Genomic DNA, 20542 nt, shown 5'->3' with positions numbered 1-20542 from the left:
TACCTTTCCCCTCCGTTGTCATGCTGTCGTGTAGGGCTTGCCGGCAGCTGCCGGGCCCCGCATTTTGCCGGCAAAACCGGCTACGGCCAGGATGGTGACCAGATATGGCAGCATGAGCATGAATTCGCTGGGCACTTGGGAGCCCATGATGCTCAGGACGTATTGCAGGCTGCTGGCGAAGCCGAACAGCAGCGCCGCCATGGTGGAGCGCACGGGATCCCATCGCCCGAAGATCACAGCCGCCAGCGCGATGAAGCCTGCTCCTGCCGTCATCTGGATGTTGAACGATCCCACCGAACCGAGCGTGAAGTAAGACCCTCCCAGTCCGGCGACGACGCCGCCGAGCAGGACGTTCCTTACCCTGGTCGCGTTGACGGCGATACCGACTGTATCCGCTGCCTGTGGGTGTTCTCCGACGGCGCGGAGCCGAAGACCCCAGCGGGTGTGAAACAGCCCGTAGTAGACGGCCGCCACGGCGACGAACATCAGGTAAACGATCAGGGTCTGGCTGAACAGCACCTGCCCGATGATGGGGATGTCGCTCAGGACGGGTATGTCGATCGGAGCAAAACGTGGCGGGGAGTTGAGTTGCTGGTTGTTTGGGCTCAAGACCTGGGTGAACAGGAAGGTGGTCAGCCCCGTCACCAGGACGTTCAGGACGACGCCGACAATGACTTGATCCACGAGGTACCGAATCGCGAACAGGGCCAGGACAGCTGCGACCAGTGCCCCGGCAATCATGGCAGCGGCAAGGCCAGCAATGACATTGCCTGTCACTGAAGCCACTACAGCAGCAGCGAAGGCACCGGCCAGGAATTGTCCTTCGATGGCGACGTTGACGACGCCGACACGTTCGGAGATCACTCCGCTGAGAGATCCGAGGATCAGCGGGACGGATACACCCAGTGTTGCTACCAGCAGACCGGAGACCGGCAGGGTCCCTCCGGAGCCTGCCCAGATGAGGAATCCTGCTACGAGCAATACTGCGAAGACGGCGATCAGCCACCGTGGTGTTTTCCGTCCACTGGAGCGCAGGAAGACTGAGTATCCAGCCAGAAGCAGCAACGCGATGGTGAGCCCAACACCTGCCGGTACGGTGGACACCTCAAGGTTTGGCAGCCGGATGGCGTCGTTCTCGGAGCTCAGCCGGAACGTTGTGGTTCCGGGGCGCTGGAAGAAGACAAACGCGCATCCGGCCGCCAAGGCGAAGGCGGTAAGCATTCCGGGTGTCCGCCAGCGGACCGGGGCAGCCAATTCTTGGGATTCAAGGGGGTTGATCGTAGTAGTCATGCTGTGGCGACCTTCTTGCTATCGGTCAGCTTGCTGCCGTCGTGCGGAAGCCTGAAGATTGCGCGGACAAGGGGCGGGGCGGCGATGAGCAGCACAATCAGGGCCTGGATGACGACCACGATGTCTGCCGGGATGCCTTGGGCCGCTTGCATGGCGAAGCCGCCTGATTTGAACGCTCCGAACAGCAGGCCAGCGGCGAAGATTCCCCACGGACGGGACCGTCCCAGGAGGGCGACAGTGATGGCGTCGAAACCGATGCCGGCGTCGATACCGGGGGTGAACCCGGACGTCGTGGTTCCCAGTACCTGGAAGGAGCCGGCGAGTCCGAGCAGGCCGCCGGAGACCAGCATGGCCATGACGTACGTCTTGCCAACGTTGATGCCGGCGACCCGTGCTGCGTGCGGGTTCTCCCCTACTGCCCGGAACCGGAAGCCCAATGATGAGCGGCTGATCAGCCAGGCTGCTCCTATGGTGGCCAGGATTGCCAGAATAAAGCCGAAGTGGAGGGTGTAGCGTTCGCCCAGCAATGATGGCAGTACTGCTGTTTCTGCCGTGGGGGCGGACTTCGAATTCGACTGGCCTGGCGCCTGCAACAGCGGTGTACGCAACAGGTAGGAGAGAAGGTAGAAGGCGACGTAATTGAGCATGATGGTGGTGATCACCTCGTGGGCGCCGCTTCGGGCTTTCAGCAGCCCGGCCAGGCCACCCCACAGGGCGCCACCGGCGATACCAGCCACGACGGCGACGATCATGTGAATGCCCCATGGCAGTTGGATACCGAATCCAATCCAGCCGGCGCATCCTGCAGCGATCAGCATTTGGCCGCGTCCGCCGATGTTGAAGAGCCCCGACCTGAAGGCCAGTCCGACGCCGAGGCCTGCAGTTATCAGGGGCGTGGCGTAGGTAAGCGTGTCGGTCAACGGCTTGATGCCGTTGAGGAAGCCTGGGCGGCCGAAATTGTAGATGGCGCCTTGGAACAATGCCGAGTAGGCGCCGGCTACAGCATCCCAGAAGGCCCGGAGCGCATCGGTTGGTCGGGCGAAGAAGTATCCGAATGATTCGCGGACTTCCTCGTCGGTGAGACCAATCAGGATTGCTCCCGCTGCCAGTGCGATGATCACCGAGAAGATGTTGATGATGGTGTTGCCGTTGGAAATTTCGCGCAGCACTGTCCGCCATTTGCCCGGTGTCGTCTTTGCCTGGGGCTGGGACGGGCTGTTCGTCGGGGCCTGTTGCTCCGTCGAAGCGCTTCGTGTTGTGTCGCTAGTTAAATTGCTGGACATGAGGGTCTTCTTTGGTGGTGGGGGTCACTCCGGCCATCATCAGGCCTAGGTCCTCCCGGGATGTATTTGCGGGAACAATGCCGATAACACGGCCTTGGTACATGACGAGGATCCGGTCAGCGAGGGCAGCTATTTCGTCAAGTTCCGTGGACACCACGACGACGGCTACACCGGCGTCCCGAGTCCGGACGATTCGCTGGTGGACGAACTCGATGGAGCCGACATCGATGCCACGGGTAGGTTGGGCCGCTATGAAGAGCCGCAAGTCGCGGCTGAGCTCACGGGCCAGGACGACCTTTTGCTGGTTTCCTCCGGAGAGACGGCCTATGGGAATGTGTGGTCCGACGGCCCTGACATCGAACTCGGCCATCCGCTCACGGGTGAACTGGTCCACGACCGGCTGACGGACGGTTCCATACTTCACGAACGGCAAGCCGACAGAGCGATCCAGCATCATGTTCTCCATGAGGCTGAACTCGGCCACCATCGCATCGACGTGACGGTCTTCGGGGACGTAGCCGACGCCAGCGTCAAGGATTTGGCGGACACTTGATCCCAACAGCTCTTTGCCGTCAAGCGTGACACTTCCGTGGCTGGCTGACCGGAGGCCCATGATGGCTTCCATGAGTTCACTTTGACCGTTGCCCTGGACTCCTGCGATGGCGAGGATTTCACCGCCGCGAACCTGGAAGTTCACGTCGTCCACCACTCGGTGGCCCCGCTCATCGGTCACAGTCAGGGCCGAAACCTGGAGGCCTGCATCGCCGGGGGCAGGAGCGTTCTTCTTGACGGTCAGTTCCACAGGTCGTCCAACCATGAGGTTGGCCAGTTCGCTGCTGCTCGCTGTGGGTGATGCTTGGCCCACGATTTGGCCGTGCCTCATGACACTGATGGTGTCCGCTACTTCGCGAACTTCCCGTAGCTTGTGGGTGATGAAGACGATGCCTGTGCCTTCTGCCTTTAACCGGCGCATGATGGCGATCAGTTCATCCGTTTCCTGGGGTGTCAGGACTGCGGTCGGTTCGTCGAAGACCAGAACCTGGGCGTCCCGGGACAGTGCCTTGATGATCTCAACGCGTTGTTGAATGCCTACCGGCAGGTCCTCAATCAACGCGTCCGGGTCGACGCCGAACCCGAATTGATTCGAGATACGCCGCACCAGGTCGCGGGCGGCTGCCATGTCGAGGCGTCCGCCTGGATGCGTGGGCTCATGCCCCAGCATCACGTTCTGCGCCACAGTAAAAACGGGAACGAGCATGAAGTGCTGGTGCACCATGCCGATGCCGGCCTTCATCGCATCCCCGGGTCCTGCGAACTTCTGGGACACTCCATCGAGAAGGATTTCTCCTTCGTCGGCGTGATACAACCCGTAGAGGATGTTCATCAGCGTCGACTTGCCGGCACCATTCTCACCCAGAAGGCAGTGAATCTGGCCCGGTTCGACGATCAGGTCGATACCGTCGTTGGCTGTGACAGTGCCGAATCTCTTGGTAATTCCACGTAGTTCAAGCATCATGGTGCTCTCCTCCCCTGCTGGTTTGGCATGGAATCAGCCAAGGGTTTCCACCGAGCCGCTAACGATCCGGGTGCGCAGATCATCCAGTTCGCTTCGGAGCTCAGCGGAGACTTGCCCATCGAAATCATGGAAGGGCGATAGCCCAGTGCCATCGTTTTCCAGCGTTCCCACGTACGGCTGGGAATCGAAGGTGCCCTTAGAAGCATCCCCAATGATCTGCTCGACTGCCTTGGTCATGCGCTTCTCGACCGAGGTCAGGACCAGGGACTTGTACTCCGGTGTCGTCACGGCGACGTCCGAGTCGACCCCTAGGAAAGTCGCGCCATCGCCAGTGTCCTTGATGGCCTCTGCCGCCGCTGAGAACAGGGGCCCGGCCACCGGGAACAGCACGTCTGCCCCTTGGTCGAGCTGGGCACCTGCAATGGACTTCGCGGTGATTTGATTGGAAAAGTCGCCGACGAACACGCCAGTCTTAGTTGACGGTTCCCATCCGATCACTTTCGTGGGAGTGCCGTGCTTCTTCGCCCATTCCTGGGATCCCTTGAAGAACCCTGTCATGAAGTCGGTAATCGCGGTGTTCTGGATGGCGCCGAACGTTCCCAAGGTGTGGCTCTTGCTCTGTGCTGCCGCAAGGTAGCCAGCCAGATAGCTCGATTCACTCATCTTGTATGTCACGGCCTTGAGGTTGGTTGTGCCCGGGTCCTCCACGAAGCCGTCCACAGTAACGAACCGAACCTCGGGGTTGGCTGCCGCTGCGGCGTTGACGGCATCGTTTGCGTCAAAGCCGACGCTGAAGACGAGCTTGCAGCCCTGGTCCACAAGAGAGGAAATGCCGGGTACGAAGTCGTCGGCGGTCTTTGACTCGAACGCCACTACGGGAACGCCCAGCTTCTTCTTTGCTTGCTGGAGCCCGTTGTACACCTGCTCGTTGAATGAGTGGTCGTTCCATCCGCCAGCCCCAGAAACGGCGCAGGCTTTGTAATCAACCGAAACACTGTTTGCTTCAGTCTCCGCCGGCGCGGCACCGCAGGCGCTGATGATCAGGGGCAGAGAGAGCGTCGCGCCGACCAGCATCATTGGTTTCCGGATGCGTCGAGTTGCCATGTCAGTCCTTAGAAGAGATTGGATGTGTGATCGATCCCCCGGTCGAGTTGATCAATCTAACCATTTAGCCCGATTGGTTCGCAATAGGTGATCACAAACTGATTTTCAGTAGATCAATTTGGCGAAGTGGTTCATACTGGCGGAGTAGTTTGACCCAAAGAGAGGACCTTCATGAACATGTCATCCACGGTTAGTGACGCTGACCTTCACCTGCTGCGGCAGGCCATAGAAATCTCGAAGAACGCCGTCCAGCACGGCAACCATCCGTTCGGTGCACTACTTGCCGACGGCGAAGGACAGGTGTTGCTACAGGCTGAAAACACAGTTGTAACCGATGGGGATGCTACCGGGCACGCCGAAACCAATCTCGTCCGTCTTGCATCTCGGAAGTTCGGCGCGCCCATCTTGAACGATTGCACGCTCTATACAAGCTGTGAACCTTGCGCCATGTGCTCCGGCGCAATCTACTGGGCAGGTATCGGAAGGGTCGTCTATGCCCTCGCCGAGACGAGCCTGCTCGCACTCACCGGCTCACACCCAGAGAACCCAACCCTGGAGGTGCCATGCCGGATCGTCTTCAACGGAGGTCAGAGACACACCTCAGTGGCCGGTCCCGCGATTGAAGCCGAAGCAAGTCACGCCCACGAGGGCTTTTGGAACTAATGCCGATCTGCGGTTGGCTTGGGTCTGGACGCGCCGCACCAGAGTAACCCGCGATTCAGACAATCTAGGCACCGCGGGTTGGACGGTCCTCGGTGGTCTCGTCGGTTCTGTTGTGCACTCGTTCAGCTTCACCGCACCGGCGCCGTAGATGCACGAGACTCTCTTCAAGGGCACTTACCTCCCCTAGCCATGGTGTTCGCGTGCCTCGGCGAGACGTTGCTCAGCGTTGTCCGTCATGGTTTCGAGTCGCTCAACCTGAGCTGGGTCTACCTGAAGGAACCGGCATTTGACGCACGCGCGTTCGTGAACCCACGGCGTGGCATAGGGGCAGTGGCAGGTACCCAGCGCAACCCTGCGGAGCAGGAAATGCTGTTCGAATTCTTTCCACTCCTCGACCGGTGCCGGACGGAATTCGTGATCGGGGCGAGCTTGCCGGCGACGTTCTATGAAGGCATGGTGCCTGGATCACGTGTTCAGGGAAGACCGCCGGTATCCCTAGTCGTTTCCAGGTTCAGGTGCCCCAGGAGCGTGGAGACGATCTGCAGGGGAAGGCCAGTGTCGACGAGTTCGGTAGCGAAGAGCCGCCGGAAGTCGTGCGGCGTGAAGGTGACGGGCGCCCCCAGCGTCCATGAGGCCTGCATGGGCTGCGATGGCGTTCAGTACACGACTGATGTAACTGTGGGAGAGAACGTTCTGTGTGGGTCCGACCAGCGCGAACTACTGGACCGGGCCATGTGCGAATATGCGAGGACATCATCGCCGATCACTTGGCCCAGGCGTTTGCCGGTCCGGACGAGGATCCTCGCGACGGCGTTCTGGGCGTTCCGTCGGATCAGCTCGTGGCCACGCTGGTACTCCGGCAAAGCGCGCAGTCGCGTTGTCTCCAAGGGTTCGGAAACCTCGAGGAACGATAACGAACCGCGGCTTTGATTCCAGTGCTTGGAGGAGAACATCCACTCATACGAGGGACGCACGAGGCGGGCCCGGACCAGTGCGCTGAGGCCAGAACTGAGGAAACTTTGACCTACTGACAACCGCTCGCTGATCTCTTTGAGGCCTTCCCGTGGGGCTTGGTCTATGCCGGAGGCCAGCCACCGCTCCTCCCAGATTGTGCCGGGAAACCCGTTCAGCCATCGGAGGACAGGCTCGACGGCAGTGACCCGCCTTCTTGAATTCGCCGGCGCCGAGCCGTAGCCAAGCGTGGATTCTCGGGCCAAGCGCCGGGGATGGATGGAGAAACCAATTAACGGTTCGGAAGTGCTGTGACATTGTTCCCGGATCTGAGAGCCTCAAGGAGCCTGTCGCGCTCCTCAAGCAGACCGAGCAGAGCAGTCGAGTAGGCCTTGAGTCGCTGGTCGAGCGTGTCCCGTTCGGTGACGAGCCGCTTGTTTCGTTGCCGTTCGGCATCGAGGTTGGAGCGGAGTCTGTCGACCTCGGGTTTGGTGCGGTTCAGTGCGCGTGCTCGGCGCTGGAACTCGTCGTTGGTGTCGGGGTTGTCATGGGTGAGCCGGTGTCGTTTGACCCCGGCGAGCTCAACGAGTCGGGTGCTGGTCAGCGGGCCCGGAACGCGGCCTTCCAGGAGGTCGTCCTTGGCCTGTTGGAGGGCGCTGCGGATGAATTCGGTCTCATTTGTCGTCATTATCGGGCCTCCTCGTGGTGTTTGATCGCTTTGACCATGGTTTCCTTGACGAGCGCGATTCGGTGGTTTCTGATTTCGGGGGCGAGCGGGTCCTCGGGCAGGGCGTTGATCTCTGCCCGTAATTCGGCGATGTCCTGATCGGTTCGGGCAATGTTGGAGCAGGCGCTGCGGCATTCCCCCAGGGACGGGCCGTTCTCGGATTCCTTCGCGCATAACGCGGTGGCCTTGTTGAAGACGCAGTGCATGCCCCGGCCTTTGAAAACCTGGAGAGTGGGATCTTGGAGAAGCCTGTGGGCCTGGCGGACCGTGGGCATGGTCCGGCCACCGAATTTCGCCTGGGCGTGGCGCGTCCTGGATTCGAGTTCGGTCGCCGATGGTCCACTGACATGGCCGCCGGAGTCCAGGTAGGTTTCGAGTTCGTAAACGTTTTCGATGCGCTCCAGCCATCGTTCGAGCGCGAGGTCATCCAGGAACCCTGACGCGTAGGTTCCCGCGTAGCCCTGGGTGATGTGGGTGGACACGTGCCCGTACTGGATGGCCGCGGCGACAAGTCCCCGTGGTTGCCGCACGATGTGCCAGGCGAGCGTTCTGCGGAAGCGGCGGGGGCTGACCCGGCCGTCTTTGTCGGAGGGGATGTGGTCGGGACGGCGGTTTTCGGTGCAGTATGTGTTGGCCCAGTCAATGAACTCGACGATGTCGGTTCCGACCTGCGATGTCGTCAGGGCCGTGCCCGGTCTCAGGTTGGTCGGGGCGGCCGGGCCGCGCAGGGGCTTTGGCCGGATGCTTACCGGAAAGAGAAGAGTTTCGGGGTGCAGCCGGGTCAGGACGGTCACTGCCCGGGCGACTATGGGGTGGACCACCCAGGGAAAATCCCGTTGCTCGCCTTCGACTGCTTTTGCGCCGTCGTTGTCCGTGGCGCCTTTCCAGCGGACGCCGGTTACTGTCCAGCGTCCGGTGGATTTGTCGTGGGCGACGCAGTCACGTTTAAGGCTGAGGACTTCACCGGGGCGCATGCCGGACAGGTAGGCGATAAGGATGAAGCACGCGGTGACGAGGTGCTGGGCGAGGTTGGAGGCGTCATCGAAGGCGATGGGTTTTGACCGCCAGAGGTGGCCGTTGATCATTCCCTTGCAGCGTGTTGAGAGGTAGGTGTCGTCATCGATTTCCAGGCCGGATTGGCGGATCAAGTCTCGGTCGTACTGGGCGTGAACACCCCCAGCGTGTAGGTGAGGCGTCCAAGGTGCTGCCACCGGATTTCGCGGGTGCCGTCCGGAAGGGTACGTCCGGGCAGCTTTGTCCCGTCGCGACGGAAGTGATCAAGGACGCGTTTGAGTCTTTCCTGGCGCGTCCCGCCCGGGGTGCCTCTTCCGACACCGGGCGGGCGGAACCGGTCCTCTTGCTGGAGCAGGAGACGGTATTCATGAAATGACGTGGTGATGTCTGTCGACAGGTCATCGACGAATCTCATGGCCCAGCTGATGAGTGGTACGAGGGTTTCATCGCGGATCCGGGGTGTGCGGTTCCCGGGACGCTTAGGGGCTTCGGCGAACAAATCCCGTGTGAGCTCCCCCAGCCATGGCTGGGGTTCCGGCATGCGAAGGATCTCCGGTACGACTTCGCGATAAGCCCACAGTCGGCGGGTCTCGCTGACCATCATTCCCTTGCGGCCGTTGCTGAGGTCCAAGACTGCGATGTCGGCCAGCATGAGATCGAGTCTGGCCGGAGAAAGCTCGTTCAGCGAGATTATGCCGTGTTCTTCGGCCCAGGCCAGGACCCTTGCCAGCGGGGCACTCGCGAAGCTGATCGTCCGCAGTGACAGGCGTTTGTCCAGCCGCGCGGCCGGAAGGGGACGGATTGTCTCGTCGTTGATGAGAAGCCAGAAGTATTCCTTGACTGCCACCCGCCACCTGACCGGAAAGACCTCGAAGTTCAGACTGGTCTTGGTGCTGTGATCCTCGAAAATGCCCGGGGTCAGGTCCCATCGGTCGTCGTCAAACCGGGACAGCCGGGAGGCATCGGCGTCGGGCCGGACCGGACGGTTTGTGAGCGCCAGTGGATTGTCCCCGATCAGGTGGTCGCTGAATGCTGCTGCCTGTTGGGTCATCGGAGATCGAGCCTTCCGTCGAGAAGCGCCTCGATGAGGGTGGAGTCCTCATCCGTCGCTTGGGATGCGGCCATTGCAATGTCGGCTCGCTATTGTTTGAGTAGGTCATCGAGTTGTTCGGTGGCGGTGCCGTACAACTGCTTCCAGCGGTCAGGGGTGAGTTCCTCCCGGCGCCGTTCTATTTGCTGGCGCATGAGGGCCTGGATGGGGATGTGCCGTGGCTCTGACCGTGCGTTCGGGCAGCCCAGACAGAGCAGAAGAGACGCTGTGCATGGCTGCCCGGGCTCGGTGACGAGTCCGTGCTCGTTGTCGACGCAGGCGGTCGCCACGGTATCGAGCCGCCCTTCCAGGATGGATTGGAGTTTTTCGCCCGTGATTCCGAACCGCTTGGCCACCCCTTCGACGTCGGCAACCGCCTGGGCAATGTCGTGCTTGGTCAATACGGCCGCTACGGTCTCTGTCTGGATCCGTTCGACTTCGCCTTCCAGGACGTGCTGTACGACCTCCTGGTTGGCGGCGAGTGAGCCCGGATCGCGGAGCAGGTAGGTGTTTGCCAAGGTGTCCGTGGTCTGTGCCACGGGGCGTTGATGAAGTTCCAGGAAGGTTCGTCTGAGCCGCCTGCTGTCCACCAGCTGCGGATTTCCGTCGCTGTCAGTCCACCCTTCCCATCGCGCCATGCAGTTGTGGGGGACGGGACGAAAGCCTGTGCCGTTGACAGAGGTGTCAAGCCGGTGAGGCGAATGGCCGACCAACAAGGCATTGCTGGATGCGAACTCGCGGGCGCGTCGGCACAGCTTCTCGGCGATCATGTAAAGACCGAAAGCGGATGCATAGTCATCGCTCTCGCCGTTGCCCTCGGATGCCTGTATCCATTCAGGAATTGCAGTGAATGCCAGGTCCATTTCCGCCTTATTGGGTCCACGTCGAGCTTTGGATCCCCTCGTGATCAGCACCGGCGTCTCCCCGTCCAGGGAGGCATCGGCGCGGCTGTACCGGGCCGTCAGGTTGCAAATGGTGGTCAGGTTCTCCCCGGTCAGGCACTGGAACAGGACGACCAACGCCGCCATGTCGGACAAGGCCGGGAAGAGCGCATAGAACAAGTTCCATGCGTCCTTGGCGGGGCCCTTTCCACGAGGACTACTGGATGGGCTTCTGGGAATGTCCCCTACCAGGGCGATGTGGTTAAGCACGCTGCCCCGGCTTTGTTCCCCCCGTTGCGGGGTCGAGTCTGTGAAGCCTTGTTCTTGTTCGCGACGCCATGCCTTGAGCTCTTCTTCTCCCGCTCGGATCCGTGCCACCATTGCGCGGACGCCGGACCTTGCCGCCCGCTGTATCGCCCGGAATTCCGCCGGTGAGTAAGACGCAGCCGTGGTCGACGGTGCCGGGTTCGTCAGAGGAGTGAACAGCGCGTTCCTGAAAGGCATTGGCAGGTCCGGATTCGCACGAAGGACAACACGAAGCGCGATCAGCGCACTGTTTCCGGCCCGCGTGTGCCGCATGCGCAACTCCGCCAGATGTGATGGACGAAGATCTGCGAGACGGCCGGGCGGCCTGGGCCCAGACGCAACCAACTTCACAAACATCCTGATTCCCGAAAACAGATTCTGGGCGGAGGAAATGGTCCGACGAGTCCCCGCAGGCCCCGTAGCCCGGGCGAAGCCCTCCGCGAAAGCGAACTGAAGCTCGGGCGCCACGTTCAAGGAATGGAACGAGAAGTCCTTGAACCCTGGAACGGCCTCGGGATAGACGCGGACCATGTTCTGCCCGGGCGACGAAAAATGGTTGACCGGCGACGTGTAACCGGGCTGGGGAAGTGCAGCCCCTCTCGTCGCTCTCCCCCGAACTGCATGTCGTCTTCAACGCGAACCCGCGGATTGGAGCGCAGCACATCCAACAAAGTCTCCGCCTGTAATTCACTCACGCCATGTTCGAGGAGCAGCTTCACATCCAGGCCACGGAACGGTTCCAAGTAAGTGTCCTTTGTCGTATTCACGTTTGAATGGCCAAGCATTGTCTGCACCAGCGACGAGGGTGTCACCGAACTGTTCCCGGAAGTCGAGGGCCTGCCCGGGGCTAAGGCCGGGTGCTCGTCGTTCCCAGACAAGCCGGCCGACGGCGTACCAGCGCAGGGCGAAGCTATGGCGAAGCACATGGCTGCTCGTACGTTCCCAGGGCCTGCGCGTGGCGGATCGACGCGGCCCGATCGGTCTCGACGTAGTTACCGACGCTGTTGAGCACGTCACGCTTGGCCCAATATGGATGACCGCGGCCGCCTTTCGCGCATGCATCCGCGAGCTGCAGAGTCACATAGTTGTTGTCCCCGGAGGGCTGCCTGAGTTCGTTGACGAGAACGCTCGCCCACTCCTGGATGCGCAACCCGGTGCCGTAGAGCCCGTCGACAAAGGCAGCGTCGCGTGTCTGTGACCGCGGCCTCCATCGCGTTCGCTCCTTGCCGTCGGGGGCGATGCCGAGAATACCCACATCACGCCAGCGCCTGAACGCGCCCGGAGAGAACCACTTGACATCGGCAGACCTGACCCGGGACGCCCCCGCCCGGCCGCGGCTACCTGCAAAGTCCAGACGAGGGCCCCAAGTTTGTGTGCCAACGGTGATCTTCTCCCGCTCCTTCGCCACCCCGATCACCACCGCTGCGGGTTTGCGCCAGGTCATGAGCGTCTACGCGCAGATGGCAAGCGCCCGGCTGGCCAAACACGGCCTCCAGGCCAAGGTGCTCACAGCCTTTGCGGCGACCTCGCACTTCAACCCCAATGAAAAGTCCTTCCCTTCCGTCTGCGTCGCGCTGCCGATGCCCACCGCCGACCCCGTGCTGCTGACCAGGGCGGCCCACGCCGTGCTCCCCCAGGTGCACGAAGGTGTGAAGTACGTCAGGGCCGGGATCATGGTCACCGATCTGCGCCCCACCGGCAACCAGAAACCCCTAGAGATCTTCGAAAACCGTCACGAAGAACGCGGCATCGGAACCCTGTTGGAGGACGTGGCCAAACGCTACGGCCGCGGATCCATCGGCCTCGGCCACGCCGGCATCAAAGGCGGCCCCGACTGGACCATGAAACGCGACATGCTCTCCCCCAGATACACCACCCACTGGGACGAACTCCCCCTCGTCAAGGCCGCCTAACAGGCAGCGAAACAGAAAGGAATCCCCGGATGTCTCTGGCAACAGAAGCTCCCCACACTCTCGAGGAGGTCGCCGTCCGCTTCAGCCCCGACGGCACACCCATGGCGGTCCGCCACGACGGCCACATCTGGACAGTCGATCCCGACGTCCACGCCACGCACTGGTTCACCCGGGAATCGTGGTGGGATACCCAGCACCGGGCACCTATCGGTATTGGCGACGTCGTCAGCGTCGAGCACTGGCAGCTCCAAACCAAGTTGGCATCCAACCCAGAATTGCTGACGTTCACTCTCCGTCGTGATCCGCTGGCCACGCAATGGCTATTGGAATCAATCAGCTAGTAGTACTTGGTTAGGTCTGTTAATTCGGTGGTCGGTCTGTTAATTTTTGGATGTGCAAGCAGATGAGATCGCCGGGGTTCGTGCAGTGCTCGAGGGATTCGTGCAGGAGGTGTTCGCTTCCCTGCCGCGCAAGGACCAGCGGAGCAAGGGCGGCCTGTACCTTGCGGGGTTGATGCTCGAGGGGCGGCGGAAGTCGATGCAGCCGATGGGCGGCCGGCTCGGGATCGACTACCAGCAGCTGCAGCAGTTCGTGTCCTCCTCGCCGTGGCCGGTCGAGCCGGTCCGGCGGGTGCTGGCCCGCAACGCGATCGGGGCAATCGGCCCTGAGGCGTGGGTCATCGATGACACCGGATTCAAGAAGGACGGCCCGGCCTCGCCCGGTGTGGCACGGCAGTACTCGGGCACGCTGGGCAAGATCGGGAACGTCCAGATCGGCGTCTCCCTGCACGCGGCCACCGATGCAGCCTCGTGCCCGCTGAACTGGCGCTTGTTCCTGCCCGAAGCGTGGGACGACACCTGCCAGGACGCCCCGGCTGACGCTGAAGCTGCTTCAGCACGCCGGGCCAAGGCGCAGATCCCGGACAGGGTGCGGCACCGGACCAAATGGGAACTCGCCCTCGAAATGCTCGACGAACTGGCCGTCTGGGGGCATCGGCCCCCGCTGATCTGCGCAGATGCCGGCTACGGCGAGGTGACCCCGTTCCGGCTCGGCCTGACGGAGCGAGAGCTCCCGTACGTGGTCGCGGTCAAGTCCACCACCAGCGTTTACCCGGCCACAGCGCTGCCCGAGCTGATGGGCCATGCCGGGCGCGGACCCCGCCCCCGCACCGTCCGCTACCAGCAGGCGCCATCCTCGGTCAAAGACCTCGCCGGCCCACGCGAAGCGTTCACCGAGATCACCTGGCGCCACGGCACCAGAACCGGCCCCGGCAACCCCCAAGCCCAGATGAGGAGCCGATTCGCGGCCGTCCGGGTCAGGCCAGCGAACCGCAACGTGCCCCGCAACCCGGACGGGTCCCTGCCCGAGCTCTGGCTGATCGCCGAATGGCCCGCCGACGCAGCGGAGCCCACGGACTACTGGCTCTCCACCCTGCCCGAAGACACCCCACTGCCGGAACTGGTCCGCCTGGCCAAGATCCGCTGGCGCATCGAACACGACTACCGCGAACTCAAACAAGGCCTCGGCCTGGCCCACTTCGAAGGCCGTACCTTCGCCGGCTGGCACCACCACGTCACCCTCGTCACCGCCGCGCACCTCTTCGTCACCACCCAGCGACTGACCGCCGACCCAAAAGCCCACGGGGCAGCCTGAGCTTCTACCAGACGCTGCGATACCTCCAGGTCGCCGTCATCCGGATCCTCGGATACTGCCCCACCTGCAACACCCGCGCCGGACCAACCTAACCAAGTACTACTAGTGCCGGACGACGTTTACCGGTTGCCCATCCCCGGACAACTCTGGGAACGGATCAGGGATGAGTTCAGCATCCCGGCCCTGGATCAGGTCCGCCAACGACTCTCCGCCGTCCACGAGGATCCGGACTCGGTCATGCGTCAGCCCGTCCGCGTCTTCATCGAAGACGGCACGTATTGCCCTGGTTTCCAGTTCCACGCCGACCTGTCCCTCAACCTGACCGTCGTGGGGCTCTTCCAGCGGGCGATGGAACTGCGGATCCCGCACAACTTCGCACTCTGGATGATGGCCCCCTGCCCGGCCCTGCAGGGAGCCCGCCCGGTGGACCTGCGGAAACGCAGCCAGGCACCAATGCTGTTGGCAGCGTTAGAGCGGACCCTGGCCGGCGCGGCGGCCTAGGGTATGGGGGCCAGATATGGGGGGGTGAAAGTGATCCTGACGGCAGAAGCCGGCGACGGCCAGATCAGCCACGTCGACGCCGAAGGCGAGACGTACGAGAAGGCCAAAGCGGCGGCCGAAGCCTTGATTGCGGAGGGCTCGAAAGCGATCTCGATCTACGTCGGCTAGCTGTCCGGCTGCTCCTCTGCAACGATCCGCTCCGCGGTGCGGCGGTAGGCTTCAGCGGGCACCCGCCCATCGCAGCGCCCCGGTCCACTTGCTTGCCGGATCGCGGCAGACTATCGTAATAACTGCCCGCCATTGCGATGGATTGGGAAGAAGGCCCTTGAACCCCAGCCGGACGACTGGATCTCGGGCCTTTCGTGCTTAAGCCGAGTCCGGGGTCCTACGTTCAAGAATCAAGAGATCCTTCAACGCCTCATAGTAGGTGTCCTGGCCCGCATACTTAGCGTTGATGGCCCCCAGGAAGATATCGGGTATCCACAAGAGCGGATCATCACCCCCACGGCAATGGCTAATAGTGAAGTCACGATCGACTACCTTCTGACCCCTAAGCGCCACGATATGGGCAATGTCCCTTTGGTTCTGGGCAGGCATCCGAGCCTCACATACAACTTCCCGAATACCCATTGAGGCTAGCTCGTAGTAGATCGTTTCCAAGCACTTCCGTCTGAAACGTTCGGTCTTGTTCTGCCGCTGGCTCATATGTGTGACGACGGCGGTCATGGGTGTCAGCTCACTTACGGCAGCAACGATCTTCTTCCGGCGCGCGTCACTTTCGTCTGTCCAGTGCAGTTTGATTTGCCCCTTCAGGCGCAAGGACAGCAACCGTTCCCGAAGCTCCGCAGCAGAGTCATCAGGAACGACCGCAGCGCACACAAGGTACTCCTGAGAGTCCTCTGAACGGATGGCAGAAGACTCATCGAGGTAAGCACGAAGTTCTGAAGGCATAAGTGGCACATATCTGACTAGAGGCGAACGGAGTGAACAGGTAGAACTGTATGACGCGATCCTGCCGCTCATCCACTAGACTGATTCGACGGGTAAAGCCGCAAGCAAGACAAACCATTATGGAGATGTCTAGAAGAGTATCAGGCGGCTTTAGACGTTCAACCTTAGATGTAGAAAGGCTTTGAAAATTAGCATCATCAGCCTGGATTTTTCCCGTCTCCCCACGCCAAAGGACCGCGGGGCTTACGAAGCCAGACTCGCCAGGCTAACCGGCAGCTACGGGGAATCCGTCAAGCGCGCGTCTAGGACGCTTCACGCTCTTCAGGGGCAAGGGCCTCTGGTGAAGCATGGGTTCCGCCTCCGTCCGGACTTCATCTACCGAAGAGAAGCTCCAGCAGGGGATTTTTCGGACCGAAAGGTTCCACCCCGCGATCTCCGCCCACCTTCCACCGAAATTTCGTCAAGCCGTGGTTCAACTCTCAGGCTCTATCTCACGGCCCTGGCCGTTGCTCAAAAGACCAATAGGGTCGGAGGACATCCCCAGTGGCTGCCCGTCGTAGGGAGCACAGACCGACCCGGCTGGACGGATCTGATTGCAACGGACGCGGTGAGAGCTGGCAATGGACTGACAACACTCGAAGCAAAGGACAAGAGAGCCCGGTCCGTCAGGGCGAGCCTCAAAAGGTTGGAGACCGCAGGTCTCATTCGGTTTGCCAGATCAGAGGGCAAGCGAGGAGACTTCGAAAATTACGACCTCCTAGATGAGAGAGGTTCCAGTGGGGAGCAGCAGCTCTACAAAGTGCCCGGCCTCAAGGAGCCAGTGGCCACCTTGCCGCCCGGGTTCATTCTGAATTCCTGGGTCCACGTATTGGAGGACTCCGAACTCGCCCTCCTGCTTATGGTCGCTTGTGGCATAGGGAGTCTGTCCGGGCCCTCTGTCAGCATCCCAGCCGAAACTAGACTCCTCCACTACGGGATAGGCCGGGACCCTTACTCACGTGCCCGAAAGACCTTGGAGTTGTTTGGCTTGCTAAACGTGGAAGAAGTAAAGCGCCACCGCGACGGCAAGACGGAAGGAGGAGAGAATCATTTCCTCCACAGATTCGCACTCAGAACAAGAGGCTTCGATGAAGATGCTCTGCCTACCGTCACTGCCGTCCTAAAAGAACAACTGGCAAGAACATAAGTAGGCGTCGGATCCAATCCCCTACGTGTCAGGCTGGAACGGTACCAGGGGCTCATAGCAAGTCCGCTTAATCGCGTGGGGCGAGAACCAGGAATCCCGTAATCATGTCCAGTCCAGTTTTGAGTGCAGTACGCGAAGATAGTGCTGTGAGTAGTAGTAGCAGTTCTTCGGGGCCGCGGGCCGGTGGCCCGCGGCCGCGCCGGTCGTTCACCCCGGTCCAGAAGCTCGAGTTTTTGACCGCGTACGAGGACGCGTGCGAGAACAATGAGGGCGGTGCGTTCCTGCGCCGGGAGGGCCTGTATTCCTCGCAGATGACCGAGTGGCGTCGGCCCCGTGACTCCGGCGTCCTTGCCGGGAAGAAGGCCGGGGAAACGATCGGGAAACTGACGGCGGAGCAGGCCGAGAACGCGCGTTTGCGCCGCCACCTGGAGGTGAGTGAGAGCCGGCTGAAAAAGACCGAGGCAGCCCTGGAGCTGATGGGAAAACTACAGGCGTTCTTAGAGAGCGCCTCCGAGGATATGCCGGACGTGCCCCGGTCCAAGATACGCTGATGGCCACCTACCGGTCGATGCTGGAACTGAAGATCCCCTCACGCCGGGCGGCATCCTTGACCGGTGTTTCCAGGACGACCGCGAACCGCAGACCGGCCCCGCCGCGGGACCAGATGCCGGTGGTCCCGCGGAACAAACTCACCGCCGCCGAAAGGGCGGAGATCCTGGCGGCGCTGAACTCACCCGGGTTCGTGGACCTGGCACCCATGCAGGTCTACACAAAGCTGCTGGACCAGGGGATCTATCTGGGATCCCTGTCGACGTTCTACAGGGTGCTGGAGGAAAACAAGATGGGCAAGGAGCGCCGTCGGCTGGCCAAACACCCGCCCCGGGCGGTTCCTGAACTGGTCGCCACGGCCCCGGGACAGGTCTACACCTGGGATATTACAAAGCTCGCCGGCCCGGTCAAGGGCAAGTATTTCGACTGCTACATGATGGTGGATATCCATTCCAGGTTCATCGTCGGCGCGCACGTCCACGCCACCGAATCCGGGGCGCTGGCCGTGGAGATGATGAAGGGAATCTTCGGGATCCATGGCATCCCCCAAGTTGTCCACGCGGACCGGGGAACGTCCATGACCTCCAAAACCGTCGCGGCGCTGCTCTCGGATCTGGAGGTCACCCGGTCCCACTCCAGACCCCGGGTATCGAATGATAATCCGTACTCGGAGGCGATTTTCAAGACTTTGAAATATGGTCCGGAATTCCCCGAACGCTTCGCCTCAATCCACGACGCCGGAGCCTTCATCAGCGGGTTCGTGGACTGGTACAACCATCACCACCAACACTCAGGCATCGGCTTCCACACCCCCGCGAACGTCCACTACGGCCACGCCGCCGGCGTGGCCAAAGAACGCTCCGCAACCCTCGCTGCAGCCCGCGCGCAACACCCCGAACGCTTCAACACCACCACCGACCCCAAAATCCTCGCGCTCCCAGGACCGGCGTGGATCAACCAACCCAAGGAAATCACCGAACAGTCAGCCGCCTAACTCCCATTGGTACCGTTCAGCTTGAAAAATTCCGAATCCGTCAACGCCTATACAGGCTGGCGCCGCGGTGCAGGCGCTTCCGTCCATACTAGGGTGTTCCACTTCCTTCAGAGTGGAACACCAAAGCGGGACGCTCCCATCCGGGCGAAGATCACTGGCCGAAGCGATCAGTTCGTGCAGAGAAGCTTGGAGCCGATCTTTACGCCTTGGCCTGACCCAGGGGCTACCGGCAGGCTCCTTCCCAAAGAGGCAGGTTAATATCGGAGTCATGATCCCTGAGAATCCCATCGCTGTTATAGATGACCATAGGGCGACTCAGCTCAGCACTGAGGGTGAGATCGCGGTGGGACGCATTGCGGTATGGGCGTCGCTTTTGGAGCGAAATCTTGGAGAATTGGCCCAGCGCCTCAGCAACTTCTCTCTTTCTGATCCCCCGTCGCCAGGTTCTCGTGCGATCAGACATGCCCGGACATTCCTCCGATCCTGCGAAGCGCTGAAAGCTTCCGACTCCGCGCAAATCCTAAAGGTGCTCGCTGAGTCCGATGAGTTGCTGAGGACACGCAACATTGTCATACATGCCGTCGTAGGCACTTCCATGAAGCCAGGGGCGGTGACATTCAGAACTCACCCGAAGAATCCAGATCGGATACTCACAGATGAGGACTTGGACAGGATAGCGAGACAGCTGCACAGCGTTGCTTGGGAAGTGTTCGATTGCTCGATGACGGTGGCCCGAACGTTGGGTAAGTCGACCATCAGCTAACACGTCCAGCGTGTTGGTGTGACGCTCCCAGGGCGAAGCAAACCTGCGCTGCCGGAACAAGGGCGCCCGCGCCGGGACCCCGGGTGGGTTAGGTCAGGCCTAGCAAACTGCGGTCCGACCTTTCCGTCAGGCTCATCCTCCTCAGGAGAGACACCCCTAGGTCGGGTGTGGCAACTCATTTCCGGGCCGCGGCACCGGCTAATCCGAGCATTCCGCTACGCTTGCTCAGCCCGTGCCAGTTCAGGGTTTCGGGCCAGCTCTACCAGTCCGTCAGCGTAGTCTTCGACTGCGGCGCACATGACTTTCAGGCGGTTGTCCAACGCCCCCCAGGGTCGGGACGGTTTGCCCGTCACGATATGTGGGGCCATTTCGACGTCACGGACATCAATATCGAACTCGAACTGCAGGTCGAGCATCTTCGGTGTCAGCTCTTCGTCTCCATACCTGGTGAAGGTGACCACGATGCCCTCGTCGTCGAGTGGCCCTTCGTTAATCTTGAGGTCGTGAATGGTCTTCTTGTCGTAGGTTCCTTTGACTTTCTCCGGCCTTATCGCGAGTTCGTGGGCGGAGCGGTGCCGGTCGATGCGCGCAAGGTCGTGCAAGATGCGAAGGCAATTCCACCCGGGGTTCTCGGCCTGGAAGGGCTGGATTCGATGAAGGGCCTCGATGAGATGCGGAGATAGGTGCTGAAGCCGTTTCTTGTTCGCGGTCCATTCCTTGGGTGAAAGCGCGATGGGCCATTGAAGTTGGGCAGCTCCTGGCGGCGGGTTGGTTCCGGAGTCGATGATCGCTACGGCGTAGAGGCAGTTGTCCAAGCCGGCGCGTAGGTTTTGAAGTGCCTCTCCCAGGAGGATGGAGAGTTGGTCGGGGATGGGTTCGCGGCGTTCAACCCGAATGGCCCCGTGGCCTTGGGCATCGATGTCGACTCGTATCCGTGATGGGCGGCCTTCAAGGTACTCACCGAGGAGTTGGGCGAACTCTTTGATGTTGTCCTGGGCACGACTGATTCTGGCCTGTGACAGTGAAAGTTCGCGCAGGGGCTTCACGAGGTAGGTGCTCCCGATTGGAAATCGAACTTGGCCCCTGTCCCAGGGGCCGGCATGAGAAGAAGTATCAAGTTGCTGCGTTGGCGACGCAGGGACAACGTTACAGTCTGGACGAATCGCCGCCGTTCCACTTCCTTGGAGGCGGGATGGCGCCGTGATTC

General features: G+C 61.4%; 19 protein-coding genes and 1 pseudogene. 8 read left to right on the top strand and 12 right to left on the bottom strand.

Features of this window, described 5'->3' with window-relative positions:
- Positions 1-18: 18 nt before the first annotated feature.
- Genes ASG77_RS12025 through ASG77_RS12010 form a run of 4 tightly spaced genes read right to left on the bottom strand, consistent with a single transcriptional unit; the run spans position 19 to position 5193 of the window.
- Positions 19-1290 (bottom strand): ABC transporter permease, encoded by a 1272-nt coding sequence (locus tag ASG77_RS12025; protein WP_056345764.1) that lies wholly within the window; start codon positions 1288-1290, stop codon positions 19-21.
- Positions 1287-2573, bottom strand: coding sequence for an ABC transporter permease (locus tag ASG77_RS12020; RefSeq protein WP_082575991.1), 1287 nt, complete (start codon positions 2571-2573; stop codon positions 1287-1289). The genes ASG77_RS12025 and ASG77_RS12020 overlap by 4 nt, the downstream gene beginning before the upstream one ends.
- The gene (locus ASG77_RS12015) at positions 2554-4089 is read right to left on the bottom strand and encodes an ABC transporter ATP-binding protein (protein WP_056345760.1); all 1536 of its coding nucleotides are present in this window, start codon (positions 4087-4089) and stop codon (positions 2554-2556) included. Before ASG77_RS12015 ends, ASG77_RS12020 begins: the two co-directional genes overlap by 20 nt.
- Before the next feature lie 33 nt (positions 4090-4122).
- Entirely contained in the window at positions 4123-5193 is a 1071-nt protein-coding gene (locus tag ASG77_RS12010; protein ID WP_082575990.1) for a BMP family lipoprotein, read from the bottom strand.
- A 171-nt stretch (positions 5194-5364) separates the two neighbouring features.
- Here ASG77_RS12010 and ASG77_RS12005 point away from each other — a divergent pair, with 171 nt between their 5' ends.
- Positions 5365-5856: a nucleoside deaminase gene (locus ASG77_RS12005; protein ID WP_235564489.1), complete on the top strand. Its 492-nt coding sequence runs from the start codon at positions 5365-5367 to the stop codon at positions 5854-5856.
- Between the two features lie 473 nt (positions 5857-6329).
- On the opposite strand, the gene ASG77_RS22230 is transcribed toward ASG77_RS12005, so the two are convergent.
- The 6 genes from ASG77_RS22230 to ASG77_RS11975 all read right to left on the bottom strand — a co-directional run bounded on the left by ASG77_RS22230 (position 6330) and on the right by ASG77_RS11975 (position 12080).
- Positions 6330-6497, bottom strand: a complete 168-nt coding sequence (locus ASG77_RS22230; protein ID WP_200950752.1) for a tyrosine-type recombinase/integrase — start codon at positions 6495-6497, stop codon at positions 6330-6332.
- 602 nt (positions 6498-7099) lie between these two features.
- Entirely contained in the window at positions 7100-7495 is a 396-nt protein-coding gene (locus ASG77_RS11995) for a hypothetical protein (protein ID WP_056345755.1), read from the bottom strand.
- On the bottom strand, positions 7495-8682 hold the full coding sequence (locus ASG77_RS11990) for a site-specific integrase (RefSeq protein WP_056345753.1): 1188 nt from the start codon (positions 8680-8682) through the stop codon (positions 7495-7497). The genes ASG77_RS11995 and ASG77_RS11990 overlap by 1 nt, the downstream gene beginning before the upstream one ends.
- Positions 8679-9599, bottom strand: coding sequence for a hypothetical protein (locus ASG77_RS11985; RefSeq protein WP_056345750.1), 921 nt, complete (start codon positions 9597-9599; stop codon positions 8679-8681). Before ASG77_RS11985 ends, ASG77_RS11990 begins: the two co-directional genes overlap by 4 nt.
- Positions 9600-9688: 89 nt before the next feature.
- Positions 9689-11176 carry a hypothetical protein gene (locus ASG77_RS21900; protein WP_235564488.1) on the bottom strand — a complete coding sequence of 496 codons (1488 nt, stop codon included), beginning with the start codon at positions 11174-11176 and terminating at the stop codon, positions 9689-9691.
- A gap of 559 nt (positions 11177-11735) precedes the next feature.
- Positions 11736-12080 carry a hypothetical protein gene (locus tag ASG77_RS11975; protein ID WP_056345748.1) on the bottom strand — a complete coding sequence of 115 codons (345 nt, stop codon included), beginning with the start codon at positions 12078-12080 and terminating at the stop codon, positions 11736-11738.
- A gap of 127 nt (positions 12081-12207) precedes the next feature.
- Between ASG77_RS11975 and ASG77_RS11970 the strand changes: the two are divergent.
- The 5 genes and pseudogenes from ASG77_RS11970 to ASG77_RS21895 all read left to right on the top strand — a co-directional run.
- Positions 12208-12738, top strand: a pseudogene (locus ASG77_RS11970) (DUF4113 domain-containing protein); the annotation flags it as partial.
- A 29-nt stretch (positions 12739-12767) separates the two neighbouring features.
- Positions 12768-13079 (top strand): hypothetical protein, encoded by a 312-nt coding sequence (locus ASG77_RS11965; RefSeq protein WP_056345746.1) that lies wholly within the window; start codon positions 12768-12770, stop codon positions 13077-13079.
- Positions 13080-13131: 52 nt separating this feature from the next.
- Positions 13132-14391, top strand: coding sequence for an IS701 family transposase (locus ASG77_RS11960; RefSeq protein WP_056345744.1), 1260 nt, complete (start codon positions 13132-13134; stop codon positions 14389-14391).
- A 105-nt stretch (positions 14392-14496) separates the two neighbouring features.
- On the top strand, positions 14497-14892 hold the full coding sequence (locus ASG77_RS11955) for a hypothetical protein (protein WP_056345742.1): 396 nt from the start codon (positions 14497-14499) through the stop codon (positions 14890-14892).
- A 24-nt stretch (positions 14893-14916) separates the two neighbouring features.
- Positions 14917-15060, top strand: a complete 144-nt coding sequence (locus ASG77_RS21895; protein ID WP_156380296.1) for a hypothetical protein — start codon at positions 14917-14919, stop codon at positions 15058-15060.
- Between the two features lie 198 nt (positions 15061-15258).
- On the opposite strand, the gene ASG77_RS11950 is transcribed toward ASG77_RS21895, so the two are convergent.
- Positions 15259-15843, bottom strand: a complete 585-nt coding sequence (locus tag ASG77_RS11950) for a hypothetical protein (RefSeq protein WP_056345740.1) — start codon at positions 15841-15843, stop codon at positions 15259-15261.
- A gap of 181 nt (positions 15844-16024) precedes the next feature.
- On the opposite strand from ASG77_RS11950, the gene ASG77_RS21360 reads away from it, so the two are divergent.
- Entirely contained in the window at positions 16025-17029 is a 1005-nt protein-coding gene (locus ASG77_RS21360; RefSeq protein WP_235564483.1) for a hypothetical protein, read from the top strand.
- 104 nt (positions 17030-17133) lie between these two features.
- A protein-coding gene (locus tag ASG77_RS11935; RefSeq protein ID WP_156380295.1) for an IS3 family transposase occupies positions 17134-18572 on the top strand; the annotation gives its coding sequence in 2 pieces (ribosomal slippage) (positions 17134-17506 and positions 17506-18572; 1440 coding nt in all).
- Positions 18573-19550: 978 nt separating this feature from the next.
- Here ASG77_RS11935 and ASG77_RS11925 read toward each other — a convergent pair.
- Positions 19551-20381, bottom strand: a complete 831-nt coding sequence (locus tag ASG77_RS11925; RefSeq protein ID WP_056345725.1) for a hypothetical protein — start codon at positions 20379-20381, stop codon at positions 19551-19553.
- Positions 20382-20542 lie beyond the last annotated feature (161 nt).

The sequence above is a fragment of the Arthrobacter sp. Soil762 genome (genome assembly GCF_001428335.1).
GTDB lineage: Bacteria > Actinomycetota > Actinomycetes > Actinomycetales > Micrococcaceae > Arthrobacter.
This window is presented reverse-complemented; position numbering and strand designations above follow the sequence as displayed.